This is a genomic window from Psychrobacillus sp. BM2, from assembly GCF_048572895.1.
GTDB lineage: Bacteria > Bacillota > Bacilli > Bacillales_A > Planococcaceae > Psychrobacillus.
The window spans coordinates 4,029,561-4,044,984 of sequence record NZ_CP183878.1 but is presented as its reverse complement, the minus strand read 5'-3'; the positions used below and the strand labels follow the sequence as shown (position 1 = coordinate 4,044,984).

7 protein-coding genes and 2 rRNA genes are annotated in these 15,424 nt (G+C 40.1%); all 9 read right to left on the bottom strand.

All coding sequences use genetic code 11. The annotated features are described in order from the left end of the window. Positions 1 to 171 precede the first annotated feature (171 nt). The 9 genes from ACN6MX_RS19910 to dnaA all read right to left on the bottom strand — a co-directional run bounded on the left by ACN6MX_RS19910 (position 172) and on the right by dnaA (position 15,008). Positions 172 to 3,100: ribosomal RNA gene (locus tag ACN6MX_RS19910) — 23S ribosomal RNA — on the bottom strand. 196 nt (positions 3,101 to 3,296) lie between these two features. Next, positions 3,297 to 4,850: ribosomal RNA gene (locus tag ACN6MX_RS19905) — 16S ribosomal RNA — on the bottom strand. The 16S and 23S rRNA genes sit together here, the layout of an rRNA operon. A gap of 263 nt (positions 4,851 to 5,113) precedes the next feature. Then, positions 5,114 to 6,220 carry an HD-GYP domain-containing protein gene (locus ACN6MX_RS19900; protein WP_419960495.1) on the bottom strand — a complete coding sequence of 369 codons (1,107 nt, stop codon included), beginning with the start codon at positions 6,218 to 6,220 and terminating at the stop codon, positions 5,114 to 5,116. Positions 6,221 to 6,349: 129 nt separating this feature from the next. After that, positions 6,350 to 8,866, bottom strand: coding sequence for a DNA gyrase subunit A (gene gyrA, locus ACN6MX_RS19895; RefSeq protein ID WP_419960494.1), 2,517 nt, complete (start codon positions 8,864 to 8,866; stop codon positions 6,350 to 6,352). Positions 8,867 to 8,893: 27 nt separating this feature from the next. Continuing rightward, entirely contained in the window at positions 8,894 to 10,816 is a 1,923-nt protein-coding gene (gyrB, locus tag ACN6MX_RS19890; protein WP_419962673.1) for a DNA topoisomerase (ATP-hydrolyzing) subunit B, read from the bottom strand. A gap of 93 nt (positions 10,817 to 10,909) precedes the next feature. Beyond that, positions 10,910 to 12,025, bottom strand: a complete 1,116-nt coding sequence (gene recF, locus ACN6MX_RS19885; protein ID WP_419960493.1) for a DNA replication/repair protein RecF — start codon at positions 12,023 to 12,025, stop codon at positions 10,910 to 10,912. A 1-nt stretch (position 12,026) separates the two neighbouring features. Then, entirely contained in the window at positions 12,027 to 12,254 is a 228-nt protein-coding gene (gene yaaA, locus ACN6MX_RS19880) for a S4 domain-containing protein YaaA (protein ID WP_419960492.1), read from the bottom strand. Positions 12,255 to 12,354: 100 nt separating this feature from the next. Beyond that, positions 12,355 to 13,491 carry a DNA polymerase III subunit beta gene (gene dnaN, locus ACN6MX_RS19875; protein WP_419960491.1) on the bottom strand — a complete coding sequence of 379 codons (1,137 nt, stop codon included), beginning with the start codon at positions 13,489 to 13,491 and terminating at the stop codon, positions 12,355 to 12,357. A 173-nt stretch (positions 13,492 to 13,664) separates the two neighbouring features. After that, a complete protein-coding gene (gene dnaA / locus ACN6MX_RS19870) occupies positions 13,665 to 15,008 on the bottom strand; it encodes a chromosomal replication initiator protein DnaA (protein ID WP_419960490.1) in 1,344 nt (447 codons plus the stop codon). Between the last annotated feature and the right edge of the window lie 416 nt (positions 15,009 to 15,424).

The following is a 15,424-nucleotide window of genomic DNA, read 5'->3' as shown; positions in this document are numbered from 1 at the left end:
CAATATACGCCGCATTGCGTTGTCAACTTCATTCGTTCTGTCAGTCACGTACGTTAGTACGTTCCTTCCTTCTCTCAATCGTTTCCTAGCACTGCTTGTATCTTGAAACCCTCATATATAGAGTGCTTGTTCACTCAAAACTGGATAAACGACATTGGAACTGAAACAAATTTGGTTAAGTCCTCGATCGATTAGTATTCGTCAGCTGCACGTGTCGCCACGCTTCCACCCCGAACCTATCTACCTCATCGTCTTTGAGGGATCTTACTTACTTGCGTAATGGGAAATCTCATCTTGAGGGGGGCTTCGTGCTTAGATGCTTTCAGCACTTATCCCGTCCACACATAGCTACCCAGCGATGCTCTTGGCAGAACAACTGGTACACCAGCGGTGTGTCCATCCCGGTCCTCTCGTACTAAGGACAGCTCCTCTCAAATTTCCTACGCCCACGACGGATAGGGACCGAACTGTCTCACGACGTTCTGAACCCAGCTCGCGTACCGCTTTAATGGGCGAACAGCCCAACCCTTGGGACCGACTACAGCCCCAGGATGCGATGAGCCGACATCGAGGTGCCAAACCTCCCCGTCGATGTGGACTCTTGGGGGAGATAAGCCTGTTATCCCCGGGGTAGCTTTTATCCGTTGAGCGATGGCCCTTCCATGCGGAACCACCGGATCACTAAGCCCGTCTTTCGACCCTGCTCGACTTGTAGGTCTCGCAGTCAAGCTCCCTTCTGCCTTTACACTCTTCGAATGATTTCCAACCATTCTGAGGGAACCTTTGGGCGCCTCCGTTACACTTTAGGAGGCGACCGCCCCAGTCAAACTACCCGCCTGACACTGTCTCCTACCCGGGTTACGGGTATGGGTTAGAATTTCAATACAACCAGGGCAGTATCCCACCGACGCCTCCTCCGAAGCTGGCGCTCCGGGCTCTAAGGCTCCTGCCTATCCTGTACAAGTTGCACCAAAATTCAATATCAAGCTATAGTAAAGCTCCACGGGGTCTTTCCGTCCTGTCGCGGGTAACCTGCATCTTCACAGGTACTATAATTTCACCGAGTCTCTCGTTGAGACAGTGCCCAGATCGTTACGCCTTTCGTGCGGGTCGGAACTTACCCGACAAGGAATTTCGCTACCTTAGGACCGTTATAGTTACGGCCGCCGTTTACTGGGGCTTCAATTCGCACCTTCGCTTGCGCTAAGCACTCCTCTTAACCTTCCAGCACCGGGCAGGCGTCAGCCCCTATACTTCACCTTACGGTTTTGCAGAGACCTGTGTTTTTGCTAAACAGTCGCCTGGGCCTATTCACTGCGGCTCTTCTAGGCTATGCACCCAAAAGAGCACCCCTTCTCCCGAAGTTACGGGGTCATTTTGCCGAGTTCCTTAACGAGAGTTCTCTCGCTCACCTTAGGATTCTCTCCTCGACTACCTGTGTCGGTTTGCGGTACGGGCACCTATCACCTCGCTAGAGGCTTTTCTTGGCAGTGTGAAATCAGGAACTCCGGACATACGTCCTCGCCATCACAGCTCAATGTTAGAGAATGCGGATTTGCCTACATTCACACCTTACTGCTTGGACATGCATAACCAACAGCATGCTTACCCTATCCTTCTGCGTCCCCCCATTACTCAAACGGTGGTTTGGTGGTACAGGAATATCAACCTGTTATCCATCGCCTACGCCTATCGGCCTCGGCTTAGGTCCCGACTAACCCTGAGCGGACGAGCCTTCCTCAGGAAACCTTAGTCATACGGTGGACGGGATTCTCACCCGTCTTTCGCTACTCATACCGGCATTCTCACTTCTAAGCGCTCCACCAGTCCTTCCGGTCTGACTTCAACGCCCTTAGAACGCTCTCCTACCACTGATACCATAGGTATCAATCCACAGCTTCGGTGATTTGTTTAGCCCCGATACATTTTCGGCGCAGCGTCACTCGACCAGTGAGCTATTACGCACTCTTTAAATGATGGCTGCTTCTAAGCCAACATCCTGGTTGTCTAAGCAACGCCACATCCTTTTCCACTTAACAAATACTTTGGGACCTTAGCTGGTGGTCTGGGCTGTTTCCCTCTTGACTACGGATCTTATCACTCGCAGTCTGACTCCCAAACATAAATCATTGGCATTCGGAGTTTGTCTGAATTCGGTAACCCGGGATGGGCCCCTAGTCCAAACAGTGCTCTACCTCCAAGATTCTAACGTTTGAGGCTAGCCCTAAAGCTATTTCGGAGAGAACCAGCTATCTCCAGGTTCGATTGGAATTTCTCCGCTACCCACACCTCATCCCCGCACTTTTCAACGTGCGTGGGTTCGGACCTCCAGTAAGTGTTACCTTACCTTCATCCTGGACATGGGTAGATCACCTGGTTTCGGGTCTACGACCACATACTCATTCGCCCTATTCAGACTCGCTTTCGCTGCGGCTCCGTCTTCTCAACTTAACCTTGCATGTAATCGTAACTCGCCGGTTCATTCTACAAAAGGCACGCTATCACCCATTAACGGGCTCTAACTACTTGTAGGCACACGGTTTCAGGATCTATTTCACTCCCCTTCCGGGGTGCTTTTCACCTTTCCCTCACGGTACTGGTTCACTATCGGTCACTAGGTAGTATTTAGCCTTGGGAGATGGTCCTCCCGGATTCCGACGGAATTTCACGTGTTCCGCCGTACTCAGGATACACTCAAGAGAGAATAAATTTTGGACTACGGGGCTTTTACCCTATCCTGCGGACCTTTCCAGATCGCTTCGTCTAACTCATTCCTTTGTAACTCTATGTAGAGTGTCCTACAACCCCAAGAGGCAAGCCTCTTGGTTTGGGCTATTCCCGTTTCGCTCGCCGCTACTCAGGGAATCGATTTTTCTTTCTCTTCCTCCAGGTACTTAGATGTTTCAGTTCCCTGGGTGTGTCTCAGATGCGCTATGTATTCACGCAAATGTACTGCTCCATTACGAACAGTGGGTTTCCCCATTCGGAAATCTCCGGATCAAAGCTCACTTACAGCTCCCCGAAGCATATCGGTGTTAGTGCCGTCCTTCGTCGACTCCTAGTGCCAAGGCATTCACCGTGCGCCCTTATTAACTTAACCTAAAAGTTAAAAAGTCTTACACGTCGTGATTACGTAAATAATCACAACAGAATTTCTTGTTGTTTATTGTTTCAATGTCGTTTTATCCAGTTTTCAAAGAACAAGTATCGAATCTTCATATAAAAATGAACATTCAAAACTGAACTGCAAAACGTTAAGATACAGATAAAGATCTGTATTCCGATATTATCCTTAGAAAGGAGGTGATCCAGCCGCACCTTCCGATACGGCTACCTTGTTACGACTTCACCCCAATCATCTGTCCCACCTTCGGCGGCTGGCTCCCGTAAGGGTTACCCCACCGACTTCGGGTGTTACAAACTCTCGTGGTGTGACGGGCGGTGTGTACAAGGCCCGGGAACGTATTCACCGTGGCATGCTGATCCACGATTACTAGCGATTCCGGCTTCATGTAGGCGAGTTGCAGCCTACAATCCGAACTGAGAACGGTTTTATGGGATTTGCTCACCCTCGCGGGGTTGCGACCCTCTGTACCGTCCATTGTAGCACGTGTGTAGCCCAGGTCATAAGGGGCATGATGATTTGACGTCATCCCCACCTTCCTCCGGTTTATCACCGGCAGTCACCTTAGAGTGCCCAACTGAATGCTGGCAACTAAGATCAAGGGTTGCGCTCGTTGCGGGACTTAACCCAACATCTCACGACACGAGCTGACGACAACCATGCACCACCTGTCACCGCTGTCCCCGAAGGGAAAACTCTATCTCTAGAGCGGTCAGCGGGATGTCAAGACCTGGTAAGGTTCTTCGCGTTGCTTCGAATTAAACCACATGCTCCACCGCTTGTGCGGGCCCCCGTCAATTCCTTTGAGTTTCAGTCTTGCGACCGTACTCCCCAGGCGGAGTGCTTAATGCGTTAGCTGCAGCACTAAGGGGCGGAAACCCCCTAACACTTAGCACTCATCGTTTACGGCGTGGACTACCAGGGTATCTAATCCTGTTTGCTCCCCACGCTTTCGCGCCTCAGCGTCAGTTACAGACCAGAAAGCCGCCTTCGCCACTGGTGTTCCTCCAAATCTCTACGCATTTCACCGCTACACTTGGAATTCCGCTTTCCTCTTCTGTACTCAAGTCCCCCAGTTTCCAATGACCTTCCACGGTTGAGCCGTGGGATTTCACATCAGACTTAAAGGACCGCCTGCGCGCGCTTTACGCCCAATAATTCCGGACAACGCTTGCCACCTACGTATTACCGCGGCTGCTGGCACGTAGTTAGCCGTGGCTTTCTAATGAGGTACCGTCAAGGTACGAGCAGTTACTCTCGTACTTGTTCTTCCCTCACAACAGAGTTTTACGATCCGAAAACCTTCTTCACTCACGCGGCATTGCTCCATCAGACTTTCGTCCATTGTGGAAGATTCCCTACTGCTGCCTCCCGTAGGAGTCTGGGCCGTGTCTCAGTCCCAGTGTGGCCGATCACCCTCTCAGGTCGGCTACGCATCGTCGCCTTGGTGAGCCGTTACCTCACCAACTAGCTAATGCGCCGCGGGCCCATCCTGTAGTGACAGCCGAGACCGTCTTTTAACATCTCCCCATGAGAGGAAATGGATTATTCGGTATTAGCCCCGGTTTCCCGGAGTTATCCCAATCTACAGGGCAGGTTGCCCACGTGTTACTCACCCGTCCGCCGCTAAATCAGAAGAAGCAAGCTTCTTCGTCATTCGCTCGACTTGCATGTATTAGGCATGCCGCCAGCGTTCGTCCTGAGCCAGGATCAAACTCTCCATAATAGAGAACTTAAAAAGCTCATTTGTTTTGCTGGCATCATCATTAAATGATGTCAAAAATTGTTTTGCTATCAAACTAACTAAGTTAGCTGATTGCTATATTTCTTAACGTTTTGCATGTTCAGTTTTCAATGTTCATGTTGTTGTCATGTCGTTTTGGCGACTTCTATATAATATCAAGTTAAAAGGAATATGTCAACACATTATCGGAAAATAATATTAAACTCTTTCTTCTACTAATAAAAGATGAAAGAGTTTAGACTAATTTAACTAATAATACTCTCTATATGAATGGATCTTTTCGCAGCTAAATCTATTATTTGACCACCATCAATCAATCTAATCATTGGACGCATTGGAGAATCTCTATGTAAGAAAACTACTTCTCCCTTTTCTCCTGTTGACAGAAGAACTCTAGTTGAAATAGGTAGAGACCCTACTAACTCTATTAATTTATTGACTACTTCTATATTATACTTTCCAAACTCTTCTTCTCGAATCATTTCTAGTACCTTAAAAGAAGAACTTTTCGCACGGTAAATACGTTCTGAAGTCATCGCATGATAGACATCAGCTACTGCTATTATTTGAGAGTAAACAGAAACATCATTCAATTTATCACTTTTCGGATAACCACTTCCGTCTAAACGTTCATGATGTTGAAAGATTGCTAATTTCATTTCAGGTTTTAATAAAGGGCTATCTTTAATCATTTGAAAACTATAAATAGTATGTTTTTTTACCTCAGAAAATTCCGATTCCGTCAAAACAGACTTTTTATCACGTATGTTTGATTCCACTTTTGCCATACCTATATCAGCCATTAAACCAGCGGTAGCCATTTGTGTTATTTGACCGGAGGAATAATTTAACTTTTTAGCTATTGCCCCAGAAATAATCCCAACTGCTATAGAATGATGTGCAATATATTTATCCATCTTAGAATACATATTCAACAGAGAAAATACTTGCTTTTCTACCATTGCTTTTTCGACCAAGGGCATAATGATATTCCGTAGCTTTGTCACATCTACTTTCATGCCTGCTTCCCATCCGATAAACTCTTTATAGAAACTATCTACAGCCTCTTTATATAATTGAACAAAACTCGTAGTCACTAGTGGCTTTTCTTCTATAGGAGAAGATTCTACTTTTTCTTCAAATAACTTTTTTATATCTTCTTCTGATCTATTAAAAACATTTTCTAGGACAACCGGTACTTTAGTTATATTAAAAGCACTCAATACTTGAATAAGTTCTCTAGTTACCTTTGACTCTTTGTGAATGATAGGTGAGTTAGTATTAACTAATATATCTTCTGCGATTATAGTACCTAATTTCAATTCCTCTAAATTAATGAGGGTTTGGTTCATTTAGTGTCCCCCGCTTTCCAAGCATTTCTTTGATTATACTAAATATTCATATTGAAAGTATACGGCAAATGTCTACCGAGATACGTAAAAACACCCATAAACAGGATTGTTTATGGGTGTTTTTTATTACTATTCGTTTTGTTCTTCTGTTAGAGAAGACTCTATTTCAATTGTAGACCCTTCTTCTAGACTTTCTACAATTTCTTCATCATCATCTTCTTCTTTTTCAACTTTTGCTACAGTAGAAATTAGCTCATCTCCAGCTAACCTCATTAAACGGACACCTTGTGTACTGCGGCCAGTTTTAGAAATATCATTTACATCCATACGGATAAGCATTCCATTAATCGTGATCAGCATCAAATCTTCTGTACCATTAACTGCCTTAACAGCTGACAAAGGACCATTTTTGTCTGTGATTTGGCAAGTTTTAACACCCATTCCACCACGAGTTTGCAGGCGATATTCTGACTCTGGAGTACGTTTGCCGTATCCATTTTCCGTAACGACCAAAATTTCTTGATCAGGTTCGATAATCTCCATACCAACTACATAATCATCATCTTTCAAACGAATCCCTCTCACTCCTCCGGCAGTTCTACCCATGGAGCGTATATCGGTTTCTTCGAATCGAACTAATTTACCTTGTCGTGTACCAATAATGATCTGTTTATCGCCATCGGTTAAACGAACAGCAATAAGTTCATCTTCATCACGTAAAGAAATAGCAATCAATCCATTCGCACGGATATGTGCAAATCCAGTTACAGGAGAACGTTTCGTTACCCCATACTTCGTTGTGAAAATAAAATAATTATCCTCTTCAAACGACGCCATTGGTATCATAGCAGTGATATGCTCATCTTTTTCTATACCTAATAAATTTATAATTGGTAATCCTTTAGCTGTACGACCGTATTCCGGAATCTCAAATCCTCGAGCTCGATATACTTTACCTTTGTTTGTAAAGAAGAGAATTGTATCATGCGTTGATGTGTACAAAAGATGCTCAACAAAATCATCTTCGTTAGTACCCATACCTTGGACACCACGACCGCCTCTTTTTTGACTCTTATACGTATTTGCAGGTAAACGTTTAATATATCCTTTGTTTGTTAAAGTAAGTACAGAGTTTTCAACTGGGATTAAGTCTTCATCCTCTAAAACTTCTGCTCCTCCAGCAACAATTTCAGTTCGACGTTTGTCCGCATAACGATCTTTAATCTCGGTAATTTCTTCTCTTATGATTTCAACTACACGATAATCGTTGGCCAAAATGAATTTTAGTTCTTCAATTAATTTCATTAAGTTTTGATATTCTTCTTCAATTTTATCTCGTTCTAAACCAGTTAAACGTTGTAATCGCATATCTAGAATTGCTTGAGCTTGTCTTTCAGATAAATTGAATGTCTCCATCAATCCATTTTTTGCTTCTTCACCAGTTCGTGAAGCACGGATTAACTTGATGATTTCATCAATATGATCTAAGGCAATTCGAAGTCCTTCTAAAATATGTGCACGATCTTCCGCTTTGTTCAGTTCAAACTGCGTACGACGGGTTATTACTACTTTTTGATGTTCTAAGTAATGATAGAGCATTTCTTTAATATTTAAAACTTTTGGCTGGTTGTCCACTAAAGCTAGCATATTAACACCAAAGCTCGATTGTAATGCTGTTTGTTTGTATAAGTTATTTAATAATACGTGAGAATTTGCATCTTTCCGTACTTCAATGACGATACGCATTCCATTACGATCGGATTCGTCGGCTAGATGGGTAATACCATCAATTTTTTTATCGCGCACTAATTCAGCGATTTTTTCTATTAATCGTGCTTTATTGACTTGGTATGGTAATTCTTTGACAATAATAACTTCTTTTCCACTTGATTTTACTTCAATTTCTACTTTTGCACGTATAAGTATGGAACCTCTACCTGTTTCATACGCACGACGAATACCACTGCGACCTAAAATAATCCCACCTGTAGGGAAATCCGGTCCTGGTATAATAGTCATCAATTCTTCCAACGTAATTGCTGGGTTTTCAGCTAAAGCCAATACTCCGTCAATTACTTCCCCTAAATTATGAGATGGAATATTAGTAGCCATACCAACTGCAATTCCAGATGCACCGTTTACAAGTAAGTTAGGAAATCTACTTGGTAAAACCACAGGCTCTTTTTCTTGTCCATCATAGTTATCTTTGTAATCTATTGTATTTTTATTAATATCACGCAATAACTCCAGGGCAATTTTAGACATTCTCGATTCGGTGTAACGCATTGCAGCTGCTCCATCACCATCTACTGAACCAAAATTACCATGTCCATCTACTAACATATAGCGGTAGCTCCAATGCTGTGCCATACGTACCATTGCCTCATAAATAGATGAGTCACCATGTGGATGGTATTTCCCCATTACGTCTCCTACAATACGAGCCGATTTTTTATGAGGCTTATCAGGTGTATTACCTAACTCTTGCATACCATATAAAATACGACGATGTACAGGCTTTAGCCCGTCACGAACGTCTGGCAAGGCACGGGATACAATAACACTCATCGCATAGTCTAAAAATGAGGTTCTCATTTCTGTACTAATATTGATCCCCTTTACGCCTTTATTCGGTATTTCTGACATCCTAAAGACCTCCAGTCACACACTTTCTTAAATATCTAAGTTTTTCACATATACAGCATTTTCTTCGATGAAGAGACGTCTTGGTTCTACTTCCTCACCCATTAGTTGTTCAAAGACTTTATCTGCTTCCATTGCATTATCTAAGTTTACTTGTAGTAAAGTACGCACTTCTGGATCCATTGTAGTATCCCAAAGCTGATCTGCATCCATTTCCCCTAAACCTTTATAACGCTGAATATTAGGCTTCGAAGTTTTTGGTAAGCGATCTATAATCTCTTTTAACTGTTCGTCATTATAGCAATACTCTACATGCTTCCCTTGTTTTACCTGATACAAAGGTGGCTGAGCTGCATATACATAACCAGCTTCAATCAATGGTCTCATAAAACGGAAGAAGAATGTAAGTAACAATGTCCGGATATGTGCACCATCAACGTCCGCATCTGTCATAATGATGATCTTATGATAACGAGCTTTTTCTAAAGTAAACTCTTCACCAATACCAGTTCCAAGTGCTGTGATCATCGCGCGAATCTCTGCATTTCCTAAAATTCGATCTAGGCGAGCTTTTTCGACATTCAGAATCTTACCACGTAAAGGCAGTATTGCTTGGAAATGACGATCACGACCAGATTTAGCAGAACCACCGGCAGAGTCACCCTCTACGATATACAATTCACTTTCTGCAGGAACACGAGAAGAGCAGTCTGCTAATTTACCAGGTAAGCTAGAAACCTCTAATGCTGATTTACGACGTGTAAATTCACGTGCTTTTTTAGCGGCTACGCGAGCTCTAGCAGCCATCAAGCCTTTTTCCACTATTTTTCTGGAGATTTGAGGATTTTCTAATAAGAATCGATCAAATCCTTCGGAAAATAGACTATTTGTAATTGGGCTTACTTCGGAGTTACCAAGCTTAGTTTTTGTTTGGCCTTCAAATTGAGGATCTGGGTGTTTTATGGAAACAATTGCAGTTAAACCTTCCCGTACATCGTCCCCAGATAAATTGGTATCTGCCTCTTTTAACAAGCCATTCTTTCTTGCATAGTCGTTTATGACACGAGTCAATGCTGTTTTGAAGCCAGATTCATGTGTTCCACCTTCGTACGTACTTATATTATTAGCAAAAGATAAAATGTTTGAGGAGTATCCTGAATTATATTGCATAGCAATCTCTACAGAAATTCCATCCTTTTCACCTTCAACAAATATTGCTTCTTCTGTTATAGGCTCTTTGGATTCGTTTAAGTCTTCTACGTATGACTTAATACCGCCTTCGTAGTAATACTTAACCGTTTTTTCTTTTCCTTCTCTTTCATCTGCAAGTGTTATAGATAATCCACGATTTAAATACGCTAGTTCACGTACACGATGTTCAAGAATCTCGTATTCGTACATTGTAGTTTCCGTGAAAATCTCAGCATCTGCCTTAAATCTAGTAGTTGTTCCAGTAACGTCTGTGTCTCCAATAATGTCTAGAGGAGAGGAAACTGCTCCACGCTCAAATTTAATCAGATGAATTTTTTCGTCACGTTTAACATATACTTCTGTATATTCGGATAGGGCATTTACTACTGAGGCACCTACACCATGTAGTCCTCCGGATACTTTATATCCGCCGCCTCCAAATTTACCACCTGCATGTAGAACTGTCATGATTACCTCTACTGCTGGCTTGCCCATTTTTTCTTGTGTATCAACTGGTATACCGCGACCATTGTCTTCTACTCGAATCCAATCATCTTTTTCGATAGTAACAATAATATGGTCACAGTATCCTGCTAATGCTTCATCAATACTGTTATCGACAATTTCCCAAACAAGATGATGAAGCCCTCTTGAACTTGTCGTACCAATATACATCCCTGGACGCTTTCGAACAGCTTCTAATCCTTCTAATACTTGTATCTGATCAGCATCATAAGATTGATTTAGGTCTTTTTCTTCCATTGCCAACTTGCTCACCCACTCTTTCATACCTTCAATAATGGTGATTCATTTAAAAACTTTTTCTGTTTGTACAATTGTGTTCGTTGAATACTCTTATTGGTCTACTATTGCACCTTGTTCCACATGAAACAATTCAGCTTGTTGAATTGTCTCGTGTGCAATTCCTTCAACACTTGTAGTTGTAACAAACGTTTGGACATCTCCTTGAATTGTATTTAACAAGTGAGATTGTCTATAGTCATCTAGTTCGGATAAAACGTCATCCAGTAATAAAACAGGAGATTCGCCAACCTCCTGTTTTATCAATTCAATTTCAGCGAGCTTCAAAGACAATGCCGTTGTACGCTGCTGTCCCTGAGATCCATAAGTTTGGACATCATAGTCATTTACAAAAAATTGTAAATCATCGCGATGTGGTCCAATTAAGGATACTCCACGATAGAGTTCTCTATTCTGACTCCCTGCTATTTTTCTTTCAAGATGATTTTTCATTTCATTTGCTGTCCATTCTGGTTGAACTCCAGTTGAAGAATTATAGGAAATTCGTAATTTTTCTAAGCCTCTAGAAATCCCAAAGTGAATTGGTTCTGCCCATTGTTGTAACAATTGCATAAAATGAAATCTTTTTTGAATCACTTTTATTGCTGCATCTATATATTGTTCCGTATAAACATCGAACATCACATCATTTAACATAGTTTTACCTTGATGTTGTTTTAAAATATGATTTCGTTGTTTCATTATTTTTTGGAAATGAAGTAAATCATGTAAATAGATAGGGGAAATTTGACCGATTTCCATATCGAGAAATCGTCTTCTCACTTGTGGACTTCCTTTTACTAAATATAAATCCTCTGGTGCGAACATCACGACATTAAGCTGACCTATATAATCACTTAACCTCGTTTGCTCTAGATGGTTTACCTTGGCTTTTTTTCCTTTTTTTGAAAGAATCAATTCTAAAGGCAAATGCCCATATTTTTTTTGTATATCTCCTTTTATTTTACCATAGTCTGCTTCCCAACGTATCAATTCTTTATCGTTAGAAGTCCTATGAGACTTTGCCATGGATAATACATAGAGAGATTCCATTAAATTTGTTTTACCTTGTGCATTTTCGCCTATAAACACATTAATCTTAGAGGAAAAGTTCATTTCAATTGAATCGTAATTACGGAAATCTTTTAACTCTAATCGTTCAATATACATATCAATCCCCGTTCTCAGGTCCAACCAATTTAAATCTTCCTACTCCTGGAATGTTCACTACATCATTATGACGTAATTTACGACCCCGTCTTTGATCCACTTCTCCGTTAATATATACTTCATGCTCACTTAAAAACCATTTGGCCATTCCACCGGAACTAATCGCATCTGTCATTTTTAATAATTGTCCAAGTGTTATAAATTCTGAGTCAAATCGAATTTCTTCCAACAGTAACTCAACCTCTTCTCCTAATCATTATCCCTTCATTTTACTCCAAATAATGAAATAAGTAAAAAGGATAGCCACAAACGTGACTATCCCTGGAATATTAGTAAGTTCTAACTGGTAAAATCAGCTGTAATATCGAATCATCATGTACAGATTTCAATATAAATGGTCTCATAGCACCTGTGAATAGGATTTTGACATCTTGTCCATCAATAGCTTTTAAGGCATCCATCATATATTTAGCACTAAAAGAAATCTTTAGTTCTTCTCCATCTATTTCTTCTGCTTGAATTTGTTCTTCTACGTTACCTATCTCCGGAGAGTTAGAAGATACTTCAATAAATCCATTACCTAAAGTGGAAAAACGTACAACATTATTTCGTTCCTCGCGTGCAAGTAAAGAGGCTCTGTCAATTGCTTGCAACAACGATTTACTATTCACCAATATAGTTGTCTTGCTTTCACTTGGTATTAATCTTGAAGTGTCTGGATAATTACCTTCTAATAATCGTGAGTAGAATAATACGTTACCTGTTTTAAATAGAATTTGTTGTTGAGTCATCACAATTGCTACTTCCGACGATGTTTCTTCTAAAATTTTATTTAATTCATTTAAGCTTTTCCCAGGAATTACGATACTGTATTCTTCTTCTGGTAAATCTTTAATAACCGTTTTTCTTTTAGCTAACCGGTGACTATCAGTAGCTACACAGTGAAGTTCCCCTTCTTTTACCTGCCAATTGACACCTGTAAGAACAGGACGGCTTTCAGAAGTAGATACCGCAAATACAGTTTCTTTAATAATAGATTTGAGTAAATCAGATGGAATAAAGAACTGTCTTTCTTCTTCAATTTCCGGTAGTAATGGATATTCAGATGCATCGAGTCCAATTAGATTAAATTCAGATTTCCCCGATCTAATATGTGTTTGGAATTGATTGGTTACTTCTATTTCTACATCATTTGTTGGTAATTTTCGTACTATTTCATTAAATACTCTAGCTTGTAAAACGATAGTGCCTGTTTCTGTAATACTAATAACCTTTTCTCCATTTTTTTCAACAGGTATAAAAGTTTGAATAGTAATATCTGAATCACTACCAGTAATATAAAGTCCTTTATTAGTTACTTCTAGTTTCAATCCAGTCAGAATTGGAATTGTTGTTTTGGAACTTACTGCTTTTATAACATCGCTTAATCCCTCTAATAAACTATCTCTCATTACTTCGAATTTCATTTTTATACCTCACTTATATAATTATATTTATTTAAAAGAATAATAGATATAGTACTAGGGCTTGTGGATATGTTGATAAGTCTCTTTTTCTTAACGTATACCTACTTGTCCACATGTGCATAAGTTGTGTCTAAGTAATCTAGTAAACTATGCGTTTATCCACAAACTCTTTTTTACCTACCTAAAATAGATTTGATTTGTTTTACATCGTCTTGAAGATTTGCATCATCTTTTAGCATTCTTGATATTTTTTCGTGTGCATGAATAACGGTCGTATGATCACGTCCACCAAATTCTTCTCCAATTTTAGGCAATGAAAAATCAGTTAATTCGCGAGAAAGATACATTGCTACTTGTCTTGGAAATGCAATTGACTTTGTACGTTTTTTAGCGACAAAATCCTCTAATCGAATATGAAAATGCTCCCCAACTACTTTTTGGATATCTAAAATTGTAATAATCCTTGGACGAGCATTTGGCAGGATATCTTTAAGAGCCTCTGCTGCTAAATCGATATTAATATCCTTATTTATAAGAGAAGAATAGGCCACTACTCGGATGAGAGCGCCTTCTAGTTCACGAATATTGGAATCTATTTGGTTTGCTATATATGCCATCACATCATCTGATATATCTAATCCATCAGCACGTGCCTTTTTGCGTAAGATAGCAATACGAGTTTCTAAATCTGGTGGTGCAATATCTGTTATTAATCCCCATTCAAATCGAGAACGTAAACGGTCTTCTAAAGTAGGAATTTCTTTAGGAGGTCGGTCACTTGAAATTACAATTTGCTTGGATTCCTCATGCAAGGCATTAAAAGTATGGAAAAATTCTTCTTGAGTTGATTCTTTTCCTGCAAGGAACTGAATATCATCTATTAGTAGAACATCTACGTTTCTATATTTATTGCGGAAATTGACAGCTTTATTATCTCTAATGGAGTTTATAAATTCATTTGTAAACTTTTCAGAAGATAAATAAACCACTTTAGCATTTGGATTATGTTCTTGTACATAATGACCAATCGCATGCATTAAGTGGGTTTTTCCTAATCCAACTCCTCCATATATGAAAAGTGGATTATAGGCTTTAGCGGGAGCTTCAGCTACAGCTAAAGATGCTGCGTGAGCGAAGCGATTACCAGATCCAATGACAAATGTATCGAATGTATTTTTAGAATTTAACATTCCTGGTGAAAAATCTGGTTGATCTCCTCCATTCGCAGGCATTTTTGGTTTAGGAATGTCGAAATCATCCATATCTTGAGTTTTTGGTACAACAAAAGATATAAGTAGTTCATTACCGGTTAACTCAGTTAATATACCAGCTATTAGGTGAACATAATGATTCTCTAACCAATCCCTAGCAAATGAATTGGGTGCAGCTATAGTGACAGTTTCTCCTTTATATGAAAGTAGTTTGGTCGACTTCAGCCAAGTTTCAAAACTTGGTTTCGATGTTTTCTTTTCTACTTCAGAGAGAACTTTAGCCCAAAGTTCTTCTAAATGTTCCAATTATCTAATCTCCTTTACTGTAGATTTGTTTGTTAAACTCTTTTCTCAAAAAATAAAATATGTATGACAAAATTCGACATATACACAAATCCACCGGCTGTGGATAAACTTTATAAAGTTGTGGGAATAAACTTATCCACAGATTACTAACAACTGTGGATAATAAAAAAGAGTGAAATGTTATTGAAAAAGTAAAACACAAATATCGTAACAAAAAAACATTGAAATTACAAGAAATTTAAGGGTTATCCACAATTATTTAATTATTAACAATATAAGTTGTCCACAAGGGAATAATATGTGAAGAATATGTTTATAAGTGTTGTGGATAATTTTTTTGGGGATTTTTTTATATACAGGTACTAAAATAGATATATTCATAATTGTGGATAACTGTGTATTGCTAAAAGAGAAGA